The sequence below is a fragment of the Actinoallomurus sp. NPDC050550 genome (assembly GCF_040655075.1).
In the GTDB taxonomy this organism is placed as follows: Bacteria; Actinomycetota; Actinomycetes; order Streptosporangiales; family Streptosporangiaceae; genus Actinoallomurus.
The window spans coordinates 69,938-95,400 of sequence record NZ_JBFAJC010000029.1 but is presented as its reverse complement, the minus strand read 5'-3'; the positions used below and the strand labels follow the sequence as shown (position 1 = coordinate 95,400).

The following is a 25,463-nucleotide window of genomic DNA, read 5'->3' as shown; positions in this document are numbered from 1 at the left end:
GCGCCGCACGCGTCGCGGGTCGTAGACCGCCATCGTCTCCATGACGTCAACGATAGCTACTTAAACTCGTTGTGCGAGTATATTGGTCGCCATGACATCGGGTCAGGCACGACACTGGCGTTCGGCGGCCGAGGCGCTCGCGGTGCTTCGGCGCGAGGCCCGGGTCACCCGGCCGCAGTTGGGCCACGATCTCGGGTTGGAAAGCGGCCCGATGTCGGACCTCGTCAAGCGGCTTTCGACCGCCGAGTTGATTTGCGAGCGTCGGGCGACATCTCATCGACGCGGACGCCCGACGACCACCGTGCACGCCCACCCGTCCGGACCGGTCGCCGTCGTCGTGGACATGCGGCACGGTGACTGGCGGATCGGGACGTGCGACCTCGATGGGGTGGTGGGGGTCGTGGCGACTGGTCAGCACGACGGCACGTCTCCGGGGAGACTTCTCTCGCGGCTTCGTGCGCGGGTCGGCAGCCTGATACAGACCCTTGACGACCGTGTCGCCGGGATCGGCGTGGCCGTCCCGGGCCCTACCGCCGACAGTCGGCTCGTGCACGCCACCATGCTCGGCTGGCACGACCTGGACGTCGCCCGCGTCGCGCCCAATCCGGACGTCCCGGTCATCGTCGGCAACGACGCGACCATGGCGGCGGTAGCCGAGACCCGCCTGCACGCGCCGCGTCCGCACACCCTGCTGCACGTGGTCGTCGAGGTCGGTGTCGGCGGCGCCTTCGTTGTGGACGGCAGACCCGCACCCAGCGCGCACGGTCTGCATGGCGAGTTCGGGCACCTCCCGTTCGGCAATCCCGACGACCGTTGCCCGTGCGGCGCGCGCGGTTGCTGGACCGTCGCCTTTGACGCGCCGACAGTCGCCCGCCGCGCCGGCCTCCGCGCTCAGCCGGATCCCCGCGCGTGGCTGCACCGCCTGTACACCGACCCTCACCCATCACCCGACGCTCATCGGACGCGCACGGCACTGGCGGCTGACCTCGGGCGCGGGATCGCCGGGCTGGTCAATGCACTCGATCCGAATCTCGTCACGCTCGGCGGGCTGGCGGCACAGTTGCGGGACGCGGCATCTGCCAGTTTCGAGCGCGCCCTCCACCTCGGTCTCATGGACGTGCATCGAGACCGACCCCTCAGTTTCGTCGCGGCCCGCTCGGGCGAAGACGCGCCGCTCATCGGCGTCGGCCTGTCGGTGTTCGACAGCGTTCTCGACGCCGAGATGCTCGCGCGGTGGGCGACCCGCAGTCGGGTGGCTACGTGAATCGACGCCGGTACGGAGCCCCCGCGGCCATGCGCGTGCAGGTGGCCTACCACCGTGACACCGCGACCTGGGTGGCGTTCGCTGCCCTGTTCGCCTTCGGCATCCTCAACGCGGCGCTCGGACCGGTCCTGCCGTATCTGCGGCGGATCGAACACACTTCCTACCTTGTCGGTGCGCTGCACCAGGTTGCCTTCGCGGTCGGCGGTATGACGGCCGGTATTCAGGCCAGCCGGTCCAACGCGCCGCGACGACGCGTGATCATTGTCGGTCTGAGCGGTGCCGCCGTGGCCGGTCTGTTGCTCGGCTACGGCCGGACGTTCTTCCTGACCATCGCCGCTGCCCTGCTGATCAGCACCTTCGCTACCGCAGCGCTCATCCGGGTCTGGGCAGTTCTCGCCGATCTGCACCACCGCCACCGTGCCGTGGCGATGACCGAGGGGGAAGTCGCCGTCAGCCTCGCCGGAATCGTCACACCGGCGATGGTCAGCACCTGCGCCGCCACGGCACTCGGCTGGCGGTTCTCCTTCATGATCGCCTTCGTCCTTGTCGCTGTCGCGACGGTCGGCGTGGCCGCGACGCGCCTACCCGACTCGACTCAACGGCACACCACCGACACCACGGAACCCCACGCCGCCGGACACGCAGGTAAGCATCGGCACACACACCGACGCACCCTCACCACGATCTTCGCGGTGGTAGGCCTGGAGTTCACCCTCAGTTTCTGGGCCGCCAGCTACCTGCACGACGACATCGGCATCGCACAAGACACCGCGGCCGGCCTGGTGAGCGCCCTCTACGCCGCCAACCTCGCCGGCCGCGTACTCGCCAGCCGACTGGCCCGGCGGCTGCCGCCGACGACCCTGCTCCGGCTCTCGCTCGCCACCGCCCTCGCGGGCTGTCCGATCCTGCTCGCCACCGACGATCCAGCGCTGGCGACGATCGGGCTCGCCGTGACCGGTATCGGGATCGGCGGCACCTTCCCGCTCGCGTCTTCACTACACGTCGCCGCCAGCGGCCGAACGGCCGACCAGGCACTTGGGCAGATCCTCACGATCGCCGGCACCGGCCAGATCACCGGCCCCCTCGTCGCCGGTGCACTCGCCCAAGCCGCCGACCTTCGCATCGGCCTGCTCGTCATGCCCGCCCTCATCGTCCTGGCCGCCGCCACGACTCTTCCGGCCCGAACCTGAGCTACCGGCGTCAACAGTGGGCGCGCCGCGCGGCAACGCGGTCAACTCGCCGACGTCGCGGGCCGTGGCCCGCCGGGGTACGGCAGCCGGCCATCGACCCGCTCGGTCGATGAGCTGATCGCCCGGGTCGGCCGCGAAGCTCGACTCGTTGACGAGGACGGGGAGGTGGCGTCGGCGTTCACCGCGCCCCCGCTCGCAGCACGCGGCGGGTGGCGGCCGCTATCTCCAGGTCCTCCCGCGCGGTGACGACGAGTACGCGGGCGGGCGCGTCGGTGGTGCCGATGTCCGCGTCGGATCGGGCTGCCTCGTTGCGGGCCTCGTCGAGTGCGATGCCGAGGAAGCCGAGCCCGTCGGCGCAGCCTTGCCTGATCTGCGGCGCGTGCTCGCCGACGCCCCCGGTGAAGACCAGGACGTCCAGGCCGTTCAGGGCGGAGGCCATCGCGGCGATCTGGGCGCGGAGCCGGTGCAGGTAGACCTCCACCGCGAGGACGGCGTCGGCGTCGCGGCGGGTGAGGATCCGTCGCATGTCGGCGGTGCCCGCGAGGGCCAGCAGCCCGGACTCGTGCTCGAGCGCCTGGGCGAGGTCGTCGGGGGACAGGTCGGCGTGCTGCTGCAGCCACAGCAGCATGCCCGGGTCGATGCTGCCGGAGCGGGTGGCCATGACCAGTCCTTCCAGCGGCGTGAACCCCATGGTCGTGTCCACCGAACGGCCCTGGGCCACCGCGCAGAGCGAGGCGCCGGCCCCCAGGTGACAGACGACGATGCGCAGCGCGGCCGGATCGGCGCCGAGAAGCTCGCCCGCCCTCCGGGTCGCGTACGCGTGGGACAGCCCGTGGAACCCGTACCGGCGAAGGCTGTACTTCTCCCGCCATTCCGCCGGCAGAGCGTACGTCGCGGCGGCGGGCGGGAGCCCGGCGTGGAAGGCGGTGTCGAAGCAGGCCACCTCCGGAACGCCGGGCAGCACCGACCGTACGGCGTCGATGCCGTTGATCGACTTCGGCTGGTGCAGGGGTGCCAGGTCGACGAGGTCCCGCAGCCGGCGTTCGACGTCGCCGTCGATCAGCACCGGGCCGGTGAAGTCCCGGCCGCCATGGACGATGCGGTGCCCGATCGCGTCCGGGGCGGGCAGCCCTCGTACGTCCTCGATGCTTTCCGGCTTGGCCAGCACGGTGTCGTCCGCGCCGAGCAGCGTCAGTTTCAGGCTGCTGGAGCCGGCGTTGACCACGAGGACGGTGGTCACGGCGCTCACATCCCCCGGCCGTGCGGCCATACCCAGTCCGCCACGTCCGGCATGTCCTCGCCGTGCTCACGGGTGTAGGCGCGGGCGCGAATACGGCGGTCGGTCATCTGCTGGCGTACGTGCGCGGCCCGGCCGCCCAGCTGCGGCAGCCGGTCGATGACGTCCATGACGAGGTGGAACCGGTCGAGGTCGTTCATCATCACCATGTCGAACGGCGTGGTGGTGGTGCCTTCCTCTTTGTAGCCGCGGACGTGGAGGTGGTGGTGGCCGTGCCGCCGGTAGGTGAGCCGGTGGATGAGGTAGGGGTAGCCGTGGAAGGCGAAGATCACCGGTTTGTCGGTGGTGAACAGCGCGTCGTATTCGGCGTCGGACAGCCCGTGGGGGTGTTCGGTGTCGGGTTCGAGCCGCATCAGGTCGACGACGTTGACGATGCGGACCCGCAGGTCGGGGAAGTGCTGGCGGAGCAGATCGGCGGCCGCGAGGGTCTCCAGAGTCGGGATGTCGCCGGCGCAGGCCAGGACGACGTCGGGGTCGGCGCCCGCGTCGGTGCTCGCCCACTCCCAGATGCCGATGCCGCGCGTGCAGTGCAGGACCGCCTCGTCCATCGACAGCCAGGTGAGCGCGGGCTGCTTGCCGGCCACGATCACGTTGACGTAGTCGCGGGAGCGCAGGCAGTGGTCGGCCACGGACAGCAGCGTGTTGGCGTCCGGCGGCAGGTAGACCCGGACGATCTGCGATTTCTTGTTCACCACGACGTCGAGGAAGCCCGGGTCCTGGTGGGTGAAGCCGTTGTGGTCCTGGCGCCACACGTGGGAGCTGAGCAGGTAGTTCAGCGACGCGATCGGCCGCCGCCACGGCAGGCGGCGGGTGACGTACAGCCACTTGGAGTGCTGGTTGAACATCGAGTCGACGATGTGGACGAACGCCTCATAGCTGTTGAACAGCCCGTGCCGACCGGTGAGCAGGTACCCCTCGAGCCAGCCCTGGCACAGGTGCTCGCTCAGCACCTCCATGACCCGGCCGTGCGGGGCCAGGTGCTCGTCGGTCGGCAGCCGCTCGGCCTCCCAGACCCGGTCGGTGGCCTCGAAGACGGCCGACAGCCGGTTCGAGGCGGTCTCGTCGGGCCCCATGATCCGGAAGATGTCGGGGTTGTCGGCGACGACGTCACGCAGGAAGCCGCCCAGCACGCGGGTCGCCTCGCTGAACGTCGTGCCCGGCTTGTCGACCGGCACCGCGTACGCACGGAAGTCGCGCAGCGCCAGGTCGCGCAGCAGCAGACCGCCGTTGGCGTGCGGGGTGGCGCTCATCCGCCGCTCGCCCTCGGGTGGCAGCGCCAGCAGCTCCGGGACCGGCCTGCCGTTCTCGTCGAACAGTTCCTCGGGACGGTACGAACGCAGCCATACCTCCAGCGCGGCGAGGTGCTCCGGGTTCTCCCGTACTCGGGCGAGCGGGACCTGGTGGGCGCGCCAGGTGCCCTCGACGGGCACCCCGTCGACCTCACGCGGGCCGGTCCAGCCCTTCGGCGTCCGAAGCACGATCATCGGCCAGCGGGGGCGCTCGGTCGAGCCGCCGCCGCGGGCCGCCTCCTGGATGCGGGCGACGTCGTCCAAGGCGTCGTCCAGGGCATCCGCCAGTTTCCGGTGTACGTCCGCCGGCTCGTCCCCGCTCACGATGATCGGCCGATGACCGTACCCCTCCAGCAGTGCCACCAGCTCATGCTCAGGGATGCGGGCGAGCACGGTCGGGTTGGCGATCTTGTATCCGTTCAGGTGCAGGATCGGCAGGACCGCGCCGTCGGCCGCCGGGTCCAGGAACTTGTTGGAATGCCAGCCGGTCGCCAGCGGTCCGGTCTCCGCCTCGCCGTCGCCGACGATGCAGGCGACGACCAGGTCCGGGTTGTCGAACGCCGCGCCGTAGGCGTGGGCGAGGGAGTAGCCGAGCTCGCCGCCCTCATGGATCGATCCGGGGGTCTCGGGCGCGACGTGGCTGGGCACGCCGCCGGGGAAGGAGAACTGCCGGAACAACCGGGCCATGCCCGCCGCGTCGCGCGACACCGGCGGGTAGACCTCGCTGTAGGTGCCCTCGAGCCAGGCGTTCGCGACCGCCGCCGGGCCCCCGTGGCCCGGCCCGATGACGTACATCAGGTTCAGGTCGCGTTCCTTGATCACCCGGTTCAGATGGACGTAGCAGAGGTTCAGCCCCGGCGACGTCCCCCAGTGGCCCAGCAGCCGGGGCTTGATGTGATCACGGGTCAGCGGCTCCCGGAGCAGGGGATTGCTCCGTAGATAGATCTGCCCGACCGACAGGTAGTTCGCGGCTCGCCAGTACGCGTCGATCCGGCGCAGCTCCTCATCCGTCAGCGGCATGGCGTGATCTCCTCGGGTCGAACCTGAACATGGCCAGGGCCGACGGCATATCCCCGCGACCCCTCGGGCCCAGAGACGTACCCCTTCGGCCGGTTCGCTGCGGCATCCGGTGCCCATTGGACCACGGGCGCTCAGATCTCTGACAGAGACGAAGGTCCTCGAGCAGGGATCGACTCGTACGGGTCAGGGCCGCCCCACCATGGCGGGCTCTGCGAGGAGCCGCAGCCGAGACAGGTCGTTGATCACTACGTCCGCGCCGTGGTCGCGGAGCGCCGCGGGTCGGCCGATGCGATCGACTCCCACCACCAGCGCGAAGGCGCCGTACCGTGCGGCCGATACGCCGGCCGGGGATTGCTCGACGACGGCGGTCCGTGCCGGTGGCGTCCTCAGCCGCTGGGCCGCCTCCAGGAGCAGGCCGCATTCGGGATGTACGGGCAGCATTGTCCCCGGGGCCTCCAGGCCGTCCAGCCGCACGTCGAACATCTCCGCGACACCCGCTCGGGTGAGCAACTCCGAGGCGTACCAGTCGACGGAGACCGCGGCCGTACGCAGGCCGCGGCGGCGCACCACGCGAACGAGGTCGACGGTCGAGGCGAACGAAGCGATGCCATGACGGCGGACCTCGGTGAGGAACAGCTCTTCCTCACGCCCCGCCAGCCCGCGCAGATCGTCATAGGGCAGTGTGATCCCCCGGGAGGCGAGGAAGTCGCGCACGCCGTCGAGCCGTGGTCTGCCGTGCATGTGTTCCAGGTAGTCGTCACGGACCTCGAACGGCCTGACCTCCGCCTCCTGCATCGTGGCGTAGGAGCGCAGGAGCGGGTCCAGCACCGACTTCCAGGCGGCGGCCGCGACCCGGGCGCTGTCGATGACGACTCCGTCGACCCCGAAGATGATCGCCGCGATCTCGTCGCCGAGCACGCATCGATCGGCCGTGGTCTGCATGGCCTTCCCCCCGTCCCTTACGCCGCCGGTTCACCGGGTGGCCCGCGTCGGGCCCGACGCCGCGGCCGGGCCGCTCTGAACTTCCCGCCGAAGCCGTTGACTATTGCGCGCCCTGCTTGGCGGGACGGTGCTCGATCAGCGTGTCGGCGGAGGGAAAGAAAACGCTCTCATGGCCATCGCTCCAGCACACGAGGTAAGGCGGCGCTCCGTTCTTTCCGTGCACTTCGGTGATCACACCCTCGCGGATCTCATCTCCGACGTGACGGCCCTTCACCACCAGCGCGTCGCCGGCATCAGCGTGCATCGTTCCTCCTCATTCGTCGTCACTTGACCAACCGGCACGATCGCCGTAGCCGACAGCGGCAACCGGCCCGACGGCTCAGTGCTCGATCGGGATCCGGCGGGCGGCCTCTTTCGCCTCCTGGAGCGGCACGGTGATCGTCAGGATGCCCTTGTCGTAAGTCGCCTTGATGTCTTCTTCCCGCACGTTGTCCGGCAGCCGGATGTGGCGCTCGTAGGTGCCGTACCGGAATTCGGAGTGGCGGCGTCCCTCGCGTTCCTCATGGCGTTCGGCGCGGATCATCAGGGTGCCCCGCGAGACGCTGATCTCTACATTGCGTTCCGGGTCGATTCCCGGAAGCTCAGCGCTGATGACGTACTTGTCGTCGTCGACGTAATCCTCGATCCGGATGGCCTGGCCGGTGAAGGGCCGCAGCGTGGTGAACGGCATCTCCAGCAGGTCGAACAGATCAGGAAGTCTGGCCTCTCTGCGGGCCGGCGTGCCCATGGGATCCTCCTCAACTCGACGTGCACCTTCATTCCAGACGCGGCGCATCGCCGGACCGTAGAGGCGGACTGCCCTCGTGCTCTAGGACTTCAGTCCTTACCGGCCCGGCGGGCCCGGAGCCATGCCGGAGGCTGTAGCTCGATACGGGCCCGCTGGTGGACGGCCGGGTCAGTGCTGGATCTTGCCTTTGGCCTGGTGCATCGGGAGCAGGCCGAAGACGCTGGTCACGTGCGTGATCTTGCCGTTCTCGACGGTGATGTGGTCGATGGCGCTGAGCGTCACTGCTCCTTGGCAGGCCGGTCATTCCGTTGGTCGGCGTTCCTGCCTTATTTCGCGGTCGACCGCCCAGGCGTCCGCCACCGGGCCCACGTGCCCGAGCTTGTCGGGGTTGATCACCAAGCGGATCGCCTGGATCTGCCCGTCGAGTACATCGAGCGCCAGGGTGTGGAGGACCTTGCCGTCCCGGGCGCGGAAGATCGCGCCCGGCTGGCCGTTGACCTCGTGCGGCTCGTACGTCACGTCGATCCGGGCCAGCCGGGGGAAGACGGAGGCGAGCAGCCGAGCCACGTTCGCGGCACCGACGATGGCCCTGGCCAGCTGCGGGGACTTGCCGCCGCCGTCGCCGACCATCGATACGTCGGCGGCGAGCAGGTCCTGCAGGCCGGCGACGTCGCCTTCACGGAGCGCGTCGAAGAACCGCGACGCCAGTTGCTGCCGCTCCTTGCGGTCCGCTTCGAAGCGGGGCCGGCCTTCGGCCATGTGGCGCCGCGCCCGCACCGCCAGCTGGCGGCACGCCGCCTCCGAGCGCCCCACCGCCGACGCGACCTCGGGAAAGCCGAAGTCGAACACCTCTCGCAGCACGAAGACCGCCCGCTCGAGCGGGCTGAGCCGCTCGAGCAGCAGCAGGGCCGCCATCGACACCGAGTCGGCCAGCTCCGCCGACCGTGTCGGATCCTCATAAGGGTCGGCGAGCAGCGGCTCGGGGAACCACGGCCCGACGTACGCCTCCCGCCGGACGCGGGCCGAGCGCAGCACGTCGATCGAGATCCGGGTCACCGTGGCCGAGAGGTACGCCTTGGCCGACCTGGGTCGGGTCGGGGATGCCTCGTAGCGCAGCCAGGTCTCCTGGACCGCGTCCTCGGCCTCGCTCACGCTGCCCAGGATCCGGTAGGCGATCGAGAACAGCAACGGCCGCAGCTCCTCGAACTCCTCGGTCTTGCTCATACCAGTTCCTCCTAGACGCCCCGCCGCATTGAGGAAGCCGCGCCCCTCGGTCATCATGCCGCCGATCAGCCGGTGAAGGACCCGGTGCCGAAGCAGCCCCAGGCGATGAACGTTGCGAGCGCGAGATAGATCAGGTTCAGCACCACAAGTTCGGATTCGCCGCGACGGCCGTGGGTGATCATCGCGCCGACCATCAGCAAGATCCAGCAGACGGCGGTCACGGGCATCAGAACCGGTGCGATATCGAGCGCGGCGGGCAGGATCAGGCCCACCGCGGCCAGGAGCTCGAGGACACCGAGGGTCTTGACGAAAGCGACGCCGACGTCGCCGGTCCATCCACCACCATGGGCCGCGGCCAGTTTCTCCTTGGGCACGAATGTCTTGGTGATGCCGCCGGTCAGAGCGACCGCGGCCAGCAGCCCGGCTGCGATCCACAGCGCGAGGTTCATCGTCTGCTCCTTGGTCGAGGATTGCCTGCACCCCATACGACGAGACGGCAACCCCCGCCTGTGACATCTGCGAACATCCGGGCATGGGGCCGGGCCTGGTAGGCCCGGCAGAGGAGGTCACGGCCTGATGATGATCTTGCCGATCCCGCTGCCGGTCTCGACCGCCTCATGGGCGGCGGCGATCTCGTCGAGTGGGTGGCGTGCGGCGATGGGGTGGCGGAGGGCGTCCTTGGCCAGCAGTTCGGTGATGTCCTCGACGCCCGACCGCAGCGCGTCTTCGGGCATCACGTACACCAGCACCATGCGGACGACGATGCCGCGCCGCATCAGCGGATAGAACGGCAGCGTCGGCTCCGGTACGGCGTCGGAGGCGTAACCGGCGATGGTGCCGTTGGTGGCGACGACCGCGGAGGTGAGGGGAAGGTTGGCGCCGAACGCCACGTCCACGACCCGGTCGACGCCGCGTCCGCCGGTCAGCTCGAGGACGGTTTCGGCCGCGTCCGTACGACGGTAGTCGACGACGTGGTCGGCGCCGGAAGCCAGGGCGGCGCTCCGTTTCTCGCCGGTGCTGGCGGTTGCGATGACGGTCGCGCCGTGGTTCTTGGCGAGCTGGATCGCGTAGTGGCCGACGCCTCCCGCACCGCCCGTGACCAGGACCGTCGCCCCATCGACCGGGCCGTCGGCGAGCAGGCAGCGGTGCGCGGTCAGCGCCGGGAAGCCGAGGCAGGCCCCGGCATCGAAGGGGACGGCGTCGGGCAGTTCGACGGCCTGCGCGTCCGGCACCACGACGTGTTCGGCCGAGGTGCCGAACGGCGAGTGCTGCCCTGCGGCGTACACCCACACCCGGCGTCCGACGCGGTCGGCGGGCACGCCAGGGCCGATCTTGTCGATGGTCCCGGCACCGTCGTCGCCGGGGACGACGCGCGGCGCGGTCATCGTCCGCCCGCCGGCGCCGGAACGCCGCTTGACGTCGGCGGGATTCAACCCGGCCGCCGCCAGCCGTACGCGGACCTCGCCGGGCCCGGGCTCGGGATCGGGCAGTTCCCCGACGGTGAGGACCTCGCGAGCGGCGCCGTTGCGGTCGTACCAGGCGGCCCTCATCGCGGATCGGCGTCCGCGGCGGCGGGCAGGAAGTCGTCGAGGGCGTCCGCGACCAGCTCGGGCCGCTCCAGGGTCTGCTGGTGCGGCGTGCCGGGCAGCTCCACGTAGGTCGAGCCGGGGATGCGCTCGGCGATCGCGGACATGATCTCGGGGGTCGTCGAGGCATCGACGGCACCGGCCAGCACCAGCGTGGGCGCGGGGAAGCCGGCCAGGCGGCCCTGCACGTCGAGGCCCTTGTACGCGCGCCAGGCCGCCGTCCAGTCCTCGGGCAGCATGCGGCGGATCCGCTCGCGCGCGTACCGGACGCCCCAGGCGTTGGCCGCCAGCGCGTCCGGCGTGAACCACCGGGTCAGCGTCGGCGCCACCTGGGCCTCCATCCCGTCGGTCTCGCCGGACCGGGCCCGGTTCTCGAAAGCGTCGGTGAACGGGTGGTCGCTGGTGGCCAGCAGCGCCAGCGACGCGATCCGCTCCCGGTGCCGTACGGCGGCGGTCTGCGCGATCGAGCCGCCCATCGACAGGCCCACCACATGTGCCTGGTCGAGCCCGAGCGCGTCCATGACGCCGACCAGGTCGTCGCCGGTCTGGTCCATCGTGAACGGCGCGGGTGAGCCGGCGGCCGAGCCGTGCCCGCGGATGTCGTAGGCGAAGACCCTGCGGCCCGTGGCGAGGCGGTGCATGACCGGCTCCCACATCCGCCAGTCCAACCCCAGCGAGTGGGACAGCAGCATGGCCGGTCCGCTCTCGCCCACCTGCGCCACCACGGTCTCGTGGTCCTCGAGCCGTACCTTATGGAGCCGCGCGGGAGCGGGGACGCCCGCCTCGGCCAGCACCTCGTCGATGACGCTCAGCGCGGTCAGGCCACGCGGGAAACCCGCGTACAGCGCCACGTGCTCGGCCAGCGCCCGCAGCTCGTCCGCTCCGATTCCCTGGCGCAGGGCGGCACGTACGTGCACGGCGAGCTTGTCGTCAGCGCCGCCGAGCGCCGCGATGACCGCCACCGTCGCCAGCTCCCGGGCGGCCCGGCCGAGCTCCGGCCGGGCCATCGGCCCGGCGAAGCCGGTCTCGATCATCGTTTCGTACATGTGCGGCGAGGCGGCCCTGATCCCGGCGAGCTGCTCCTCGGCGGAGCCGCCGATGAGCGCCGCGTATTCCCTCAGGCCACGTTCGTTTCTGTCCATGACTCGATCATTTCCGTAGATCGAGTCATACGTCCAATATCTGATCAGCCTCGCGGTGATAGGCCGAGGATATCGCCGTGCTCGGCCACGAAGTCGACGAAGACCTTCAGCGCGGGAGGCGACACCCGTACCGCGGACCAGGCCAGCGACGGCCGCCAGGTCAGCACCGGCTCCAGATCGATCACCCGTACGGGCGGGCCGGGCTCGGTGGCGACCGAGCGCGGCAGCACGGCCGCGGCGAGCCCGACGCTCACCAGCGACCGCGCCGTCCCGTAGTCGCGCGTCTCGAACCGGAACCGCCCGGAGATCCCGGCGTCGGCCAGCGCCCCCGCGACCACCTCCCGTACGACCGACCCGGGCGGATAGGTGACGAGGTCGAGATCGCCCAGGCCGGCCACCCTCGCCCGATCGCCCGGCGCGAAGGCCGCGCCCGGCGACACCGCGCCCGGCGAGGCGGCGTCCGGGGAGACGGCGGGCGTGACATGCCCCGGCGAGGGGGCCGGCGCCACGATCAGCACCAGTGGTTCCTCACCGAGTGAGTGGGTGGCCAGCCTGGGCTCGTTCCGCGGCACCTCGGCCACGGTCGCCACGTCCAGCCGCCCGGCCAGCAAGCCCTCCACCATCTCCCCGGTGGTCATCTCGCGGAACCGCATCTCGACCCCGGGATAGGCGGCGCAGAACTCGGCCAGCAGCCTGGACATCCCCGCGATGAGTCCGCGCGCCACCCCGAGCCGGATCCGGCCGCGTGTACCGCCGCCCCACCCGCGCATCTCGTCCTCGACCGCGCCGATGTCCGCGAGGATCCGGTCGGCTCGCTCCAGCAGCGCCGAACCGGCCTCGGTCAGCGCCACCCGATGGTTGTCCCGCTCGAACAGCACCACGCCGAGCTGGCGTTCGAGCTTTCGGATCTGCTGGGACAGTGCGGGCTGGGCGATCCGCAGCTCCCGCGCGGCCCGAGTGAAGTGCAGCTCCCTCGCCACGGCCTGGAAGTACTCGAGCTGACGCGAACTGATCACCGCCCGACTATCCCACCCCCACAGAACACGACGGTAAGCGCCGGACGCGGCCCGTCGGTAACGAAGCCTCTATCGCAGATGAGCAGCCGAGCCGCTCTGATGTTGGAGGCTCGGATGAGATGCGTGCGCGAACCGTACGGTGATGGACAGGCCGCCTTCGGGGCGTGCGCCGGCGGTGAGGGTGGCGTGGTGAGCCTGGGTGACGGCGTTGACGATGGCGAGACCGAGACCGTAGCCGTCGCGGCGGCCGTTACGATCGGGCGCCAGTCTCTGGAAGGGTTGAAAGAGGCGCTGGATCTGGTCGTCGGGGATGACCGGCCCGCTGTTGGTGACCGTAAGGGTCACCTGCGTGCCGGAGGTCTGGGTGGTGATCTCTACGTGCCCGCCTGGGCGGTTGTGGCGGATGGCGTTGTCGATGAGGTTGACGATGAGGCTTTCGATCAGTCTCGGATCCCCGGCCGTCACTGCGGGCGTTAGGTGTTCGGTGAGGTCAATGCCTCTCTCCGCTGCTCGGTCCCGACGGGAGGCGAGCACTCCTTCGGCGACTTGAGCGAGGTCGAGGGTGTCCCAGCGAGAGATTCCGCGCTCGCTGGTGGCCAGGACGAGCAGTGCCTTGACGAGCCGTTCCTGGTGTCCGCCGAGAGCGAGGGCCTCCTGGCAGGCCGAGCGCAGGGCGTCAGCGTCGGCGTCGGGATCGGCGAGAGCGACTTCGAGGAGGGTGCGCAGCCCGGAGAGGGGGGTGCGCAGCTCGTGGGAGGCGTTGGCGACGAAGTGGCGTTGGGCGTCGAAGGAGGCTTGAAGGCGGGCGAACAGGTCGTCGAGGGTATGGCCGAGTTCGGTCAGCTCGTCCGTGGGCTCGCCGAGGTCGAGGCGCCGGTGGAGGTCGCCGGCGGAGATGATTTTGGCGGTGGCGGTGATGGCTCGAAGCGGGTGCAGGAACCGGCCGGCGACGAACCAGCCGAGAGCCAGGGCGACGGGAATCAGGATGACCAAGGCGACGGCGGATCCCGCGAGGAGCTGGGGCAGGCTGATCCCGTGCCCGGTTCCCGTGATCGCGCTCGATGAGGCCTGGCCTTGGGGTTTGGCCGACTGGACGCTGGCGAGCGGGACGTCGACGAGTACGAGCACGAAGACTCCGGCGGCGTAGATACCCGCCGCGTAGGCGAGCGCGAGCCGCGTCTGCAAGGACCTTCTGGCGAGCTGCTGGGAGGTCATGACGATCCGATGCGGTAGCCGCCTTCGCGGATGGTCTCGATCACTGGCGGGTCGCCGAGCTTGGCCCGCAACCGGTGCATGGTGTGCTTGACGGCGCTGCTGAAGGGGTCGGCGGCCTCGTCCCAGACGCGTTCGAGTAGTTCCTCGGCGGAGATGACCAGGCCGGGTGCGGCGAGCAGGCATTCGAGCAGGGCGAACTCCTTGGGGCTCAGCTCAAGGCGCCGGCCGGCCCGGAACGCGATGCGGCGGGCCGGATCGAGCGTGATGTCCCCGCATGCCAGGGTGGGCGGTAGTGGCGGGGTGGCGCGGCGGGCCAGAGCACGGACGCGGGCGACCAGTTCGGTGAACGCGAACGGCTTGGGCAGGTAGTCGTCGGCGCCGAGGCTGAGCCCGTCGACGCGGTCCTCGATCGTGTCGGAGGCGGTGAGCATCAGTATGCGGGTCTCGCAGCGGCCGTGGGCGAGTTGCCGGCAGATCTCGTCGCCGTGGACGCCGGGCAGGTCGCGGTCGAGGATCACCACCTCGTAGCGGGTGACGGCCAGGCGATCGAGGGCGGCGGTTCCGTCCAGGACGACGTCGACGGCCATGCCCTCGCGGCGCAGCCCGGTGCCGATGGAGCGGGCGAGGACCTCGAAGTCCTCGACGACGAGGACCCTCACCGCCGCTCACCGCCGGTCGTCGTGCGGGCGGGGCGGCCGAACCGGCCATCGGGTCGAGGTGCCATGCGTTGACGATGCCAGATCCCAGGTTCCAGCCCGGTCGCAGCCGCTGCGACCGGGCTGGAACCGGGTGCCGCGTACAACCGTCGGCATGAATCCATTTCGAACCGTGAGTTCGCTGCGATGAGCACGGCAGGGATCGTCGTCGCCGGACTGCGCAAGCGGTATGGGGCGACCCTGGCCCTCGACGGCATGTCCTTCACCGTCCGTCCGGGTGTGGTGACCGGTTTCGTGGGGCCGAACGGGGCCGGGAAGTCCACCACGATGCGGGTGATCCTCGGCCTGGACGCGGTTGATGAGGGCACCGCGCTGATCGGGGGCCGGCCGTACCGCAGTCTTCGGCGCCCGCTGAACCATGTCGGTTCACTGCTGGACGCGGCGGCGCTGCACCCCGGCCGCAGCGCTCGTGACCACCTGCTGTGGCTGGCGCATTCGCAGGGCCTGGCCGCGCGGCGGGTGGACCAGGTGATCGAGCAGGTCGGCCTGACCTCGGCGGCCCGCCGCAAGGCCGGCGGCTACTCGCTCGGCATGCGCCAGCGGCTCGGGATCGCCGCGGCCCTGCTGGGCGACCCGCCGATCATCATGCTCGATGAGCCGTTCAACGGCATGGACCCCGACGGCATCATCTGGATGCGCGGTTTCCTGCGGTCGCTGGCCGCTCAGGGCCGCGCCGTGCTGGTCTCCAGCCACTTGATGAGCGAGGTGCAGGACACGGCCGACCATCTGGTCGTGGTCGGACGCGGCAAGGCCATCGCCGACGCCGGCGTGGCCGACCTGATCGCGGCCGCCTCCGCGAACCGGGTGGCCCTGCGGACCACGGCCGGGACGCACGCGATGAGGGTGCTCGCGCATGCCGGCGCGACCGTGGCGGCCACCGGCCGCGACACCATCACCGTCTCCGGCCTGCCCGCGGATCGGATCGTGACGCTGCTCAGCGGGAGCGCGGTGCCTTTCTCCGAGGTGTCAGCACACCGCGCCACCCTTGAGGACGTCTACCTGGAGCTCACCCGCGAGGCGGTCGAGTTCCGCGCCGCGACGCCCACGGAGGTGTCACGGTGACCCCTACCGTTACGCCTTACCGACCCGGCCAACGGGTCGGGCGGGACGGCTTCCCCCAGGTGCTGCACGCGGAATGGACCAAGTTCCGGACCGTCCGCAGCTGGGTGACGGGCACGGTGGTGGCGGCACTGATGATGGTGCTGTTCGCCCTGCTCGCCGGGGCCAGTGGCAACCAGAAGGGCGCACCACCCGTTCCGATCGGACCGGGCGGTGAACCCGTCACCGACAGCTTCTACTTCGTGCACCGGCCGCTCGCCGGAAACGGCAGCATCACCGTCTCCGTCTCCGCGCTCAAGAGCAGCATCCCCAAGCGCCCCGGGGACCTGCGGCCCGGCATCGTGCCGTGGGCGAAGGCCGGGCTCATCGTCAAGGAGAGCACCCGCCAGGGAACACCGTACGCGGCGATCATGGTCACCGGCAGCCACGGCGTGCGGATGCAGGACGGCTACGTCAACGACACGGCCGGCCTCCCCGGCCCGGTCTCCGCCACGTCTCCCCGCCGGCTGCGGCTGGACCGCTCGGGCGACGTGATCACCGGTTATGCCTCCACGGACGGCACGAACTGGACCAAGGTGGGCACCGCGCGGGTGAGCGGGCTCGGATCGACCGCGCAGGTCGGGCTGTTCGTCGCCTCTCCGCAAGTCGTGGGCGGCGGGGGCACGCGCGGCAGTGTGTCCACTGCCACCTTCGGTGATCTTCGTACCCAGGGGGGCTGGGCCGGCGGCAACTGGACAGGCGATCAGGTGGGAGCCAAATCCCCCAGCTTCGCCGGCTACCCGGAGGACGGCTCAGGTTCGGTCACGCGATCCGACGCCCGGTTCACGGTGACCGGCGCCGGCGACATAGCGCCCGCCGTCCGTGACAGCCTGCCGACCGGCGGCCTCCTCCGGGACATCCTCACCGGCACGTTCGCCGCGCTGATCGCGATGATCGTCGTGGGGGCGCTGTTCATCACTGCGGAGTACCGGAACACGATGATCCGGCTCACCCTGGCCGCGAGTCCGAGGCGGAGCCGGGTGCTGGTGGCCAAGGCGATCGTGTTGTGGGCCGTCACCTTCGTCGCCGGGTTGGTGGGGACGATCCTCGCGACTCCGCTCGGTGAGCGGCTCGCCCGGGGCAACGGCGTCTTCATCTTCCCGGTGTCATCCTCGACCGAACTGCGGGTGGCGCTCGGGACCGCGGCGCTGCTCGCGACCGCCTCGGTCCTGGCTCTCTCCGTCGGCGCCGTCTTCCGGCACAGTGCGGGCGCGGTCACCACCGTCATCGTGGCCATCGTGCTGCCCTACATCCTGATCGCCATCCCGTTCCTGCCCGCGAGCGTGTCGAAGGGAGTGGCCACGGTGACACCGGGCGCGGCTTTCGCCGTCCAGCAGACACTTGTGCCGTATCACCAGGTCGCAAGCAATTACACGCCCTACTACGGCTACTACCCGCTGGCGCCATGGGCCGGGTTCGCCGTCCTGGCCGGCTACGCGGTGGCAAGCCTGGCCGTGGCCGCCGTCCTTCTCAACAGGAGGGACGCATGAGACCGGCACTGCACGCGGAATGGACGAAGATACGGACCGTCGCCGGCCCCCTTTGGCTGCTGCTCGGTACCGTCGCGGCGACAGTGGCCCTCAGCACCGTGGCGACCTCGGTGGTGAACTGCACGGCCAATGGCTGCGGCGGCGACACGACCAAGATCACCCTTATGGGCGTCTACATCGGCCAGGCGCCGGTCGCCATCCTGGCAGTGCTGGTCATCAGCAGCGAGTACAGCTCGGGCATGATCCGCACCACCCTGACAGCGGTGCCGCGGCGAGCCACCGCCTTCGGGGCCAAGGCCATTACTCTCACCGGCGTCGTGGCCGTCGGCGGAACCGCCGCCGTCCTCGGGTCGGTGCTCGCCGGGCGGATCGTCCTGCCCGACCTCGGCGACCGGGCCCTGTCCCTGGCCGACGGGCCGACGCTGCGCGCGGTCGTCGGGACGGTCCTCTACCTGATTCTGATCGCCCTTCTCAGCCTCGGTATCGCGGCCGCCGTGCGGGACTCCGCCGCCAGTATCGGGATCGTCCTCGGCCTGCTCTACCTATTTCCCATCCTCTCCCAGACGATCGGCGATCCGCACTGGCAGCGCCTGCTCCAGCAGATCGCGCCGATGAGCGCCGGGCTTACGATCCAAGCCACCACCGACCTCCGTAGCCTGCCCATCGGCCCCTGGGCCGGTCTTGGCGTGACCGCCGGGTGGGCCACCGGGGCGCTGTTGGCAGGCGGCCTGCTGCTGCGAAGACGCGACGCCTGAACACCTCGCGGACGTCATCGGACCTCCGCCCGTGTCAGCACGCTCCAGGCGGCCAGCGGGGCCAGCAGCAGGGTCAGGAGGCCGGAGAGGAACAGGCTGGTGTCGACGCCCGTCAGGGCGATCAGCGGGCCGCCGGCGAGCAGGCCGAGCGGGGCGGCGACCGTCGAGCCCGTCGTCCAGAGCGTGACCACCGGCTGCTGCTCGGTGGGCCGGAGGCCCGACTGCAGGAAGCTGTACGCGACGGGGGTGAACGGGGCCCAGATCAGGCCGCCGAGTCCGAAGACGACCATCGCCGCGGTCTGATTCTCGACGCCGGCCAGCGCGATCGGGCACAGCGCCCACAACGCGATGATCGTGATGAGCAGCGGGCGCTGGGGGAGGTTGCGGAGCCGGTCGACCAGGCCGGCGCCCGCGAGCGCCCCGACGCCCAGCGCGGTCCAGAGCAGGCCCAGGCCGGACGCGCCGGTGTGCAGCGTCCCCCGCACGTACAGCGGCAGGGCCACCTCGATCGGCATGTAGAGGAGGGTCAGCTTCTTGGCCGTGAACGGTCGGGCTTGCGGCTCGGGTGTTCACGCCTTGTCGCGCTCCCCGTCGCGGCTGGCCGTCGCGCCAGGGTCGCATCTCCCTTCACCCCAGGATTGGGGGTCGGGACGGGCATGCTGACGAATGCCCACGCCACACACGCCCGTTTGCGGATGTTGGTGGCGGCGATGACGTCGGCGGGGCCAGCGAACCCGCACCGGCGACAACGAAAAGTATCGCGATCGGGCCGGTTGGCCCGCATGGTGTGCCCGCACCACGGCACGGGACATGCCTGGGAGGTGTAGGCCGGATCCACTTCCACGAACGGCACCCCGGCCCGCAGCGCCTTGTACTGGAGGAACTCACCGAGCTGGTGGAACGGCCAGGAAGAGAGAGTGGCCCGCTGGTGCCGCCTGAGCCGTACCCGATCGCGTATCCCACTCAGTTCCTCAAGTGCGACACCGCGTCCGGTGCGTCGGGCATCGGCCACGATCCGCTTACTGATCTTGTGGTTCTCATTCGAGGCGTACCTCGCCTCCCGCGCCGACCGGCGAGCCAGACGACGCGCCGCCGACCGGCTACCCGCGGCCTTCTTGGCCTGCAGCTCGGCACGCAGCCGGGCCTGGCGCCTGCGATACCGCTGCAGGCCCTTGCCCTGGTGGTTGTCGCCATCAGAGGTGGTGGCCAGGTTCACGATCCCCCGATCCACCCCGATCCAATCGGCAGGCTCGAACTGCGGGGTCTCCTCGACCTCACACGTCGCGATCAGGAACCACATCCCGTCGCGGCGCACCAGATCGGTCTCGCCTTTACGGTGGGCCGCAAGGAACTTCACCTGCCCCGGCTCGCCGGTGAAGGCGATGCCCCGGACCCGGCCGTGGGGGGTCCAGATCGAGATGGTCCGGGCGTCCATCTGCCACGACAGGCACCGATCATCGAACGGCTGAGCCGCATCAGCCCGGAAGACGATTGGCTTGGACTCCGCCTTACGACGCCGACGCGAATCCTCACCACCCAGCAGGCCCGCCTCGATCTGGGCGTGCAACGTGGTGTAGGCATCGGCGACCTTACGAATCACATGCAACGCCGGCTGCGCCGACAACCCCCGCGCCTTCACATCCGCGTAGACAAGCTTCTGCAGTCTCTGCCGCGCGAACACGCCCTCCTCGAAGGCGACCGCCGACACCTCATTGGCCGCGGCGTTGCACAGGGGCAGGGTCGCCGCCAGCGCCTCCGCCTGCTCAGGCGACGGCAACAGCTTCACCTGCACCACCAACTTCACGGAAAGTGACCCTACAAGTGCGCACCGACATCAGGGGCAACTCCACGAATTCAACGGTGACGCCTGGTAGCGGCTGCCGGCCGGTTACATCCCGGTCATTCCGCCGAGGCGGCGGGTGCTGATCTCGGTGGCCGTGTCGGCGATCAGCCGGCCCAGCTCCGACTCCCGGTCTGGTTCGTACCGGGAGTCGGGCATCGAGATGGCGAGGGTGGCCAGGGGAGTGTTGTCGGCGTCGAAGATGGGCGCGGCGATCGCGGCGACGTCGGGCCGGTACTGGTTACGGTTGAGCGCGTATCCGTCCCGCCGTACGCGCTCGAGCTCGGCGCGCAGCTCCTCCGGGTCGGTGATGGTCGCCTCGCCGTAGCTCTCCAGCCCCTGGGCGATGAACTCCTCCACGTCCGCGGTGGGGAGGTGGGCGAGTATGGCGCGTCCGGTCGCGGTGGCGTGGAGCGGTGAGGTGTCGCCGATCTCGTGGAAGGTGCGCACCGTCCGGTCGCAGTCGACCCGGTCGACCACGACCATGCAGTCCAGTCCGTCCGGGACGGACAGGTGGATCGTCTCGTTGAGCGCCTGCCGGAGCCGGACCATGGGCTCGCGGGCGGCGGCGAACAGGCTCGCTCCCTGCAGGGCGGCCGGACGGACGGCGAGCACGCGCGCGCCGATCTCCCAGCGGGTCGTGTCGCCCCGGCTCGCCCGCAGCCACCCCGCCTCGTGCAGCGTCACGAGGGTGCGCTGGACCGTCGACTTGGGAATCCCATAGAGCTTCGCGAGCTCTCCCACGGTCACCGGCTGATGCTGAGCCACTGCTTCCAAGAGCCGCAGGCTACGCGTCACGCTCTTCATTTCCACGAGGTTTCCCCAGTTAAATCCCGGTCTCCGGTGAAGAGACCCCTTGACTTGATCTCTGGCAACCCTCAAGCTTGTGCCAAATAATAGCACGCCATGCCACATAGTGGCACGAGCCTTCGGTGACACACCTTCGTCTCCCGGCTCCCCGCGCGGCGAACCCGCGCGCGTTCCCCTTCGAATACGCCTCTCCCGCGATACGAGCAAGAGTCGGTCCACCCCTCGAGACGAAGAGGAGTCCTCCGTGGTACCCAGGAAGCGCGTCGCCGTGGTCGGCGTCGGGACGATGGGCAGCCAGGCCGCCTGGCGGCTGGCGGCCCGCGGGGCCGAGGTCGTCGGCTTCGACCGCTTCGCTCCAGGCCACGACCGCAGCGCGGCCGGCGGCGAGACGCGGATCTTCCGCAGCGCCCACTTCGAGGACTCGCGTTACGTGCCGCTGCTGAAGCACGCCGACACACTGTGGCGCCGGTTGCAGGACGAGAGCGGCCGGGAGCTGCGCCGCCTGACCGGCTGCCTCCTGATGGGACCGGCCGAGCACCAGCAGATGCGCACCGTGCTCGAGTCGATCGCCGAGCACGGGCTCGAGCACGAGGTGCTGGACGCCGACGCGCTCGCCAAGCGGTTCCCGCAGTTCCGGCTCGAGGACGGCGACGCCGCGGTCCTCGACCGCAACGCCGGGTACGTCCGTCCCGAGCTCACCGTCGTCACCGCCGCCCGCGAGGCGGAGCGGCTGGGCGCGCGCATCCACCGTTACACCCCGGTCCGCGAGATCGTGCCCGCAGGCGGCGGCGTCGACGTCCGTACGGACGAGCACACCGAGCGCTTCGACGCCGTGGTGGTGACCGTCGGCCCGTGGGTCAACGAACTGCTCCCCGGCCTGCCCTGGGGGGTGGACGTCCGCAGGCTCATCAACGCCTGGTACGTGCCCGCCTCCGACGCCTGGTCCGGCGCCGAACGGCCCGCGTTCATCCGGACCGCGCCGACCCACTGCTACGGCCTGCCCTCGCCCGACGGGATCTCGGTGAAGATCGGCCTGTCCCGGGCGCTGCACCGGCCGGTCGACGATCCGAACCAGGTGGACCGGACGGTACGGCCGGAGGAGCTGGAGGTGTTCACCGGCCTGCTCCGGCGCTACCTGCCCGACCTGAACCCCGATCCGATCCGGCTCTCGGTCTTCATGGAGGGCTACACCGACAGCAGCCGGCCCCTGGTCGGCCCGCTGCCCGGCGCCTCGAACGTCGTGCTGCTGGCCGGTTTCTCCGGCCACGGTTTCAAGCTGTCGCCCGCCATGGGCGACATCGCGGCGGACCTCGCGCTGACCGGGACCACCGGCCGGCCGATCGACTTCCTGTCCACCGTCGGCCGCGCGGCGGCCTGACCCGCCCCGCCGCGAGAAGAGGAGTGAGATGACGACCTCAGCGCACGCGACCGGCCACGGCGATCTGACCGTGGGCCCGCTGCGCGCCGAGCCGGGGACCAAGGCCCGCGGCAGCGTACGGGCCGACCTGGGCTCCACGGCCGTCGACATCCCGGTCACCCTGGTGAACGGGGCGCAACCCGGCCCGACCGTGGTCATCACCGCGGGCGTGCACGGCGGTGAGTTCACCGGAGTGGACGCCGCGACCCGGCTCGGCGCCCTGATCGAGCCCGACGAGGTGCACGGCAGGCTGGTGATCTGCCCGGTGGCCAACCCACCGGCGGTCTACCACGGGCGTCTCGGCGCGTCCCCGCTCGACGGCGTCAACATCAACCGGGTGTTCCCCGGCGACCCGGCGGGAGGGCCGACCGAGCGGCTGGCCGCCTGGATCTTCGACGCCCTGATCGCCGGTGCCGACGCCTACGTCGACCTGCACAGCGGAGGCATCGACGAGACGCTCCGCGACTTCGTCGGCTACCGGCTCACCGGCGACGCCGACCTCGACGCCAGGACGCGGGCGATGGCGCACGCGCTCGGGATCGAGGACGTCATCCTCGGCCTGAAGGCCGAGGGCGGCAACAGCCACGCGGCCGCCGCCCGGCAGGGCGTTCCCGCCGTCCTGGTCGAGACCGGCCGGCTCGGCGAGCGCGGCCCGGACGTGGCGCGCGCCCTGACCGAGTCCCTGTACCGGCTGCTGCAGCACCTGAGCGTGCTGCGGCGGGACGCGGGCCCGCAGCCGCCGCCGGTCCGCGAATGGGTCTGGGCCGGAGCCGTGACCGCCGAGGTCGCCGGCCTGTGGTACCCGGACTCCGGGACGGGCGACGACGTGAGCGCCGGCCAGGTCATCGGCCGCGTCATCGACCCCGCCGACGGCCGCGAGCACAAGGTCACCGCGACGGCGACCGGCCGGATCTTCTACGGCATGCACGGCCTCACCGTCGCGCCCGGCGCGGAGCTCGCGGCGATCGCCGCCCCGTACGGAGGCGCGTGACCATGGCCCGCTTCCTCTCGGCAGGCGGCCGGTGCCCACCTCCCGCCTTACCCCGCCCGCACACCACGCGTGACCACGGCAGGGACCACATCGGGGACAGATCGGGACAGACGACAGCAAGACCTGGAGGTATCGGCGATGAGAGAAGCACGGATCGACCGGAGGGCGTTCCTCCTCGGAGTCGGCGGAGTCGCGGCGGGCATCACCGCGACGTCGCTGACCGGATGCGGGACCGGAACGAGCCGTTCGGCGGGCGCCGCGGCCGGCGGTGGCGGCGGCAAGAAGACCCTCGTCGTCCGCAACAGCGGCGGCACGTACGGGGACGCGAACCAGAAGGCGATCTACGAGCCGTTCACCAAGGAGACCGGCATCACCGTCCAGGTGGTGAACATCGAGTACGCGCAGATGCTCGCCCAGATCAAACAGGGCAGGCCGCAGTTCGACGTCATCGACGACTCGATGGCCGACTTCGTGCTGTTCGGCAAGGAGAACGCCCTGCAGAAGCTGGACCAGGACCGGCTGAAGAACTTCAAGGGCGCCGGCATCGCGGCCAACCTCGTCACCCCGAACGCCATCGGCAAGAACTACTGGGCCAGCGTGATGGCCTACCGCACCGACGCGTTCGGCGGGAAGAAGCCGCAGTCGTGGGCGGACTTCTGGGACACCAAGACCTTCCCCGGCAACCGGTCGCTGCAGAATCCGGACGCGGACCTGCCGGAACTGGAGTTCGCGCTGCTGGCCGACGGCGTGCCGCTCGACAAGCTGTACCCCATCGACGTGGACCGCGCGTTCAAGGCGATGGACCGCATCAAGGGCTCGGTCAAGAAGTACTGGGACACCGGCGCCCTTCCCGGCGTCCTGCTGGGCCGCAAGGAGGTCGTCGCCTCCAGCGTCTGGCACGGCCGGCTCGACGCGCTCATCAAGCAGGGACAGCCGCTGGCCTACCAGTGGAACGGCGCGCGGCGGCAGAGCAACGGGTGGGGGATCCCGAACGGCGCCGCCAACACCGACGCGGCCTACCAGCTCATCGACTTCTCCCTGCGGCCCGACGTGCAGGCGCACTTCGCCACGCTCTACCCCATGGGGCCGGTCGTCCAAGCGGCGTACAAGCAGCTGCCCGCCTCCGTGAGCTCCAACCTCGCCAGCTCCCCGGAGCACCTGCACACCGGGTTCGACCTCGACGTCGACTGGTGGATCAAGAACCAGGACGCCGTCATCAAGCGCTGGAGGGGATGGGCACGTGGCTGAGGCCGGAGTGATGTCGCAGCGCGAGCCACGCGCCGGCGCCGGGACACTGGCGGGAAGCGGCAAACCGCTGTCCGCCACCGGGCTGCGCAAGACATACGCGGGCGTCGTCGCGGTGGACGAGGTGTCGATGGACATCGAGGCGGGGGAGTTCGTCACCTTCCTCGGGTCCTCCGGTTCGGGCAAGACCACGACCCTCATGATGATCGCCGGATTCGTCGAACCGGACGCCGGCGTCATCAAGGTCGGCGACCGTGACGTCACCCGGCTGGCCCCGCAGAAACGGGGGCTCGGGTTCGTCTTCCAGCAGTACCTGCTGTTCCCGCACATGACCGTCGCGGAGAACATCGCCTTCCCGCTGCAACTGCGCGGACTGTCCAAGGCCGAGATTCGCCGTCAGGTCGGGCAGGTCCTGGAGATGGCCGGGCTCACCGGATACGGCCGACGGCGCCCGCGCGAGCTGTCCGGCGGGCAGCAGCAGCGGGTCGCCCTGTGCCGGGCGCTGGTGTACCGGCCACCGGTGATCCTCATGGACGAACCGCTCGGCGCCCTGGACAAGAAGCTGCGCGACCAGCTGCAGACCGAGATCAAGAACATCCAGCGCGAACTGGGCCTGACCGTCATCTACGTGACCCACGACCAGGAGGAGGCACTGGTCCTGTCCGACCGGATCGCGGTGATGCGCGACGGCCGCATCGACCAGTTCGACACTCCGCGGGAGCTGTTCGAGCGGCCGCGGACCGCGTTCGTCGCGGACTTCCTCGGCGCGGCCAACTTCCTGTCCGGCCGACTGGAGGAGCACACCGCCGAGCACACCCTGGTCCGGCTCGACCACGGCGGGCTCCTGACCGCACGATCGCATTCGTACGCGCCCGGCCATCGGGTCCAGGCCGCGGTCCAGCCCGGCCGGGTGGGCCTGTGCGCGCCGGCCGAGGGCTTCTGTACCGGCACCGTCGAGACGGTCACCTACGTGGGAACGCTGGTCCGCGTCGGGGTCCGGCCGCAGGGCGCCGAGAGCCTCGTACGGCTGGAGCTCCCGGCGGGCCGTGCCCCCGTCGCCGGAGAGCAGGTGGGGCTGACCGCCGAGGCCGGCGACGTGAGCCTCTTCGCCCTCGAAGAGAGCGGGTGA

The 25,463-nt window shown here is 70.5% G+C and carries 24 protein-coding genes; 9 read left to right on the top strand and 15 right to left on the bottom strand.

The window, feature by feature from the left end; translation table 11 throughout:
* Positions 1-91 precede the first annotated feature (91 nt).
* Both AB0I04_RS33220 and AB0I04_RS33215 read left to right on the top strand, forming a co-directional pair.
* Complete coding sequence (locus tag AB0I04_RS33220) at positions 92-1,264, top strand: ROK family protein (RefSeq protein ID WP_360893480.1); 1,173 nt, start codon at positions 92-94, stop codon at positions 1,262-1,264.
* Positions 1,265-1,293: 29 nt separating this feature from the next.
* On the top strand, positions 1,294-2,454 hold the full coding sequence (locus tag AB0I04_RS33215) for an MFS transporter (RefSeq protein WP_360893478.1): 1,161 nt from the start codon (positions 1,294-1,296) through the stop codon (positions 2,452-2,454).
* Positions 2,455-2,632: 178 nt separating this feature from the next.
* Here AB0I04_RS33215 and AB0I04_RS33210 read toward each other — a convergent pair whose 3' ends face one another.
* The 12 genes from AB0I04_RS33210 to AB0I04_RS33155 form a co-directional block, all read right to left on the bottom strand.
* A complete protein-coding gene (locus tag AB0I04_RS33210; protein WP_360893475.1) occupies positions 2,633-3,724 on the bottom strand; it encodes an acetate/propionate family kinase in 1,092 nt (363 codons plus the stop codon).
* The gene (locus tag AB0I04_RS33205; RefSeq protein WP_360893472.1) at positions 3,700-6,060 is read right to left on the bottom strand and encodes a phosphoketolase family protein; all 2,361 of its coding nucleotides are present in this window, start codon (positions 6,058-6,060) and stop codon (positions 3,700-3,702) included. The genes AB0I04_RS33210 and AB0I04_RS33205 overlap by 25 nt, the downstream gene beginning before the upstream one ends.
* A gap of 183 nt (positions 6,061-6,243) precedes the next feature.
* Positions 6,244-7,002, bottom strand: a complete 759-nt coding sequence (locus AB0I04_RS33200) for an HAD family hydrolase (RefSeq protein ID WP_360893469.1) — start codon at positions 7,000-7,002, stop codon at positions 6,244-6,246.
* 100 nt (positions 7,003-7,102) lie between these two features.
* Positions 7,103-7,306 (bottom strand): DUF1918 domain-containing protein, encoded by a 204-nt coding sequence (locus tag AB0I04_RS33195; protein ID WP_360893466.1) that lies wholly within the window; start codon positions 7,304-7,306, stop codon positions 7,103-7,105.
* Positions 7,307-7,381: 75 nt separating this feature from the next.
* On the bottom strand, positions 7,382-7,789 hold the full coding sequence (locus AB0I04_RS33190) for an Hsp20/alpha crystallin family protein (RefSeq protein ID WP_360893463.1): 408 nt from the start codon (positions 7,787-7,789) through the stop codon (positions 7,382-7,384).
* A gap of 300 nt (positions 7,790-8,089) precedes the next feature.
* Entirely contained in the window at positions 8,090-9,013 is a 924-nt protein-coding gene (locus AB0I04_RS33185; RefSeq protein ID WP_360893460.1) for an RNA polymerase sigma-70 factor, read from the bottom strand.
* Positions 9,014-9,078: 65 nt separating this feature from the next.
* Positions 9,079-9,462 (bottom strand): DoxX family protein, encoded by a 384-nt coding sequence (locus AB0I04_RS33180; protein WP_360893457.1) that lies wholly within the window; start codon positions 9,460-9,462, stop codon positions 9,079-9,081.
* 117 nt (positions 9,463-9,579) lie between these two features.
* The gene (locus AB0I04_RS33175; RefSeq protein WP_360893454.1) at positions 9,580-10,563 is read right to left on the bottom strand and encodes an NADPH:quinone reductase; all 984 of its coding nucleotides are present in this window, start codon (positions 10,561-10,563) and stop codon (positions 9,580-9,582) included.
* Complete coding sequence (locus AB0I04_RS33170; RefSeq protein ID WP_360893451.1) at positions 10,560-11,741, bottom strand: alpha/beta fold hydrolase; 1,182 nt, start codon at positions 11,739-11,741, stop codon at positions 10,560-10,562. Before AB0I04_RS33170 ends, AB0I04_RS33175 begins: the two co-directional genes overlap by 4 nt.
* Before the next feature lie 44 nt (positions 11,742-11,785).
* Positions 11,786-12,757, bottom strand: coding sequence for a LysR family transcriptional regulator (locus AB0I04_RS33165; protein WP_360893448.1), 972 nt, complete (start codon positions 12,755-12,757; stop codon positions 11,786-11,788).
* Positions 12,758-12,826: 69 nt separating this feature from the next.
* The gene (locus AB0I04_RS33160) at positions 12,827-13,972 is read right to left on the bottom strand and encodes a HAMP domain-containing sensor histidine kinase (protein ID WP_360893445.1); all 1,146 of its coding nucleotides are present in this window, start codon (positions 13,970-13,972) and stop codon (positions 12,827-12,829) included.
* Positions 13,969-14,631 carry a response regulator transcription factor gene (locus AB0I04_RS33155; protein ID WP_360893442.1) on the bottom strand — a complete coding sequence of 221 codons (663 nt, stop codon included), beginning with the start codon at positions 14,629-14,631 and terminating at the stop codon, positions 13,969-13,971. Before AB0I04_RS33155 ends, AB0I04_RS33160 begins: the two co-directional genes overlap by 4 nt.
* Positions 14,632-14,814: 183 nt before the next feature.
* Here AB0I04_RS33155 and AB0I04_RS33150 point away from each other — a divergent pair, with 183 nt between their 5' ends.
* Genes AB0I04_RS33150 through AB0I04_RS33140 form a run of 3 tightly spaced genes read left to right on the top strand, consistent with a single transcriptional unit; the run spans position 14,815 to position 18,031 of the window.
* Entirely contained in the window at positions 14,815-15,750 is a 936-nt protein-coding gene (locus tag AB0I04_RS33150; protein ID WP_360893439.1) for an ATP-binding cassette domain-containing protein, read from the top strand.
* Positions 15,747-17,276, top strand: coding sequence for an ABC transporter permease subunit (locus AB0I04_RS33145; RefSeq protein WP_360893436.1), 1,530 nt, complete (start codon positions 15,747-15,749; stop codon positions 17,274-17,276). Before AB0I04_RS33150 ends, AB0I04_RS33145 begins: the two co-directional genes overlap by 4 nt.
* Complete coding sequence (locus AB0I04_RS33140) at positions 17,273-18,031, top strand: ABC transporter permease (RefSeq protein ID WP_360893433.1); 759 nt, start codon at positions 17,273-17,275, stop codon at positions 18,029-18,031. The genes AB0I04_RS33145 and AB0I04_RS33140 overlap by 4 nt, the downstream gene beginning before the upstream one ends.
* A 14-nt stretch (positions 18,032-18,045) precedes the next feature.
* Here the strand turns inward: AB0I04_RS33140 and AB0I04_RS33135 are convergent, their stop codons facing one another.
* From AB0I04_RS33135 to AB0I04_RS33125, 3 genes are all read right to left on the bottom strand, one after another.
* Entirely contained in the window at positions 18,046-18,546 is a 501-nt protein-coding gene (locus tag AB0I04_RS33135; protein ID WP_360893430.1) for an MFS transporter, read from the bottom strand.
* Positions 18,547-18,557: 11 nt separating this feature from the next.
* Complete coding sequence (locus AB0I04_RS33130) at positions 18,558-19,835, bottom strand: transposase (RefSeq protein WP_360893427.1); 1,278 nt, start codon at positions 19,833-19,835, stop codon at positions 18,558-18,560.
* A gap of 84 nt (positions 19,836-19,919) precedes the next feature.
* Complete coding sequence (locus AB0I04_RS33125) at positions 19,920-20,678, bottom strand: IclR family transcriptional regulator (protein ID WP_360893424.1); 759 nt, start codon at positions 20,676-20,678, stop codon at positions 19,920-19,922.
* A gap of 247 nt (positions 20,679-20,925) precedes the next feature.
* Between AB0I04_RS33125 and solA the strand changes: the two genes are divergently transcribed.
* The 4 genes from solA to AB0I04_RS33105 all read left to right on the top strand — a co-directional run bounded on the left by solA (position 20,926) and on the right by AB0I04_RS33105 (position 25,463).
* Positions 20,926-22,059: an N-methyl-L-tryptophan oxidase gene (gene solA, locus AB0I04_RS33120; protein WP_360893421.1), complete on the top strand. Its 1,134-nt coding sequence runs from the start codon at positions 20,926-20,928 to the stop codon at positions 22,057-22,059.
* A gap of 28 nt (positions 22,060-22,087) precedes the next feature.
* Entirely contained in the window at positions 22,088-23,089 is a 1,002-nt protein-coding gene (locus AB0I04_RS33115; protein WP_360893418.1) for a succinylglutamate desuccinylase/aspartoacylase family protein, read from the top strand.
* 138 nt (positions 23,090-23,227) lie between these two features.
* Positions 23,228-24,337 (top strand): ABC transporter substrate-binding protein, encoded by a 1,110-nt coding sequence (locus AB0I04_RS33110; RefSeq protein WP_360893415.1) that lies wholly within the window; start codon positions 23,228-23,230, stop codon positions 24,335-24,337.
* Positions 24,330-25,463 (top strand): ABC transporter ATP-binding protein, encoded by a 1,134-nt coding sequence (locus AB0I04_RS33105; RefSeq protein ID WP_360893412.1) that lies wholly within the window; start codon positions 24,330-24,332, stop codon positions 25,461-25,463. Before AB0I04_RS33110 ends, AB0I04_RS33105 begins: the two co-directional genes overlap by 8 nt.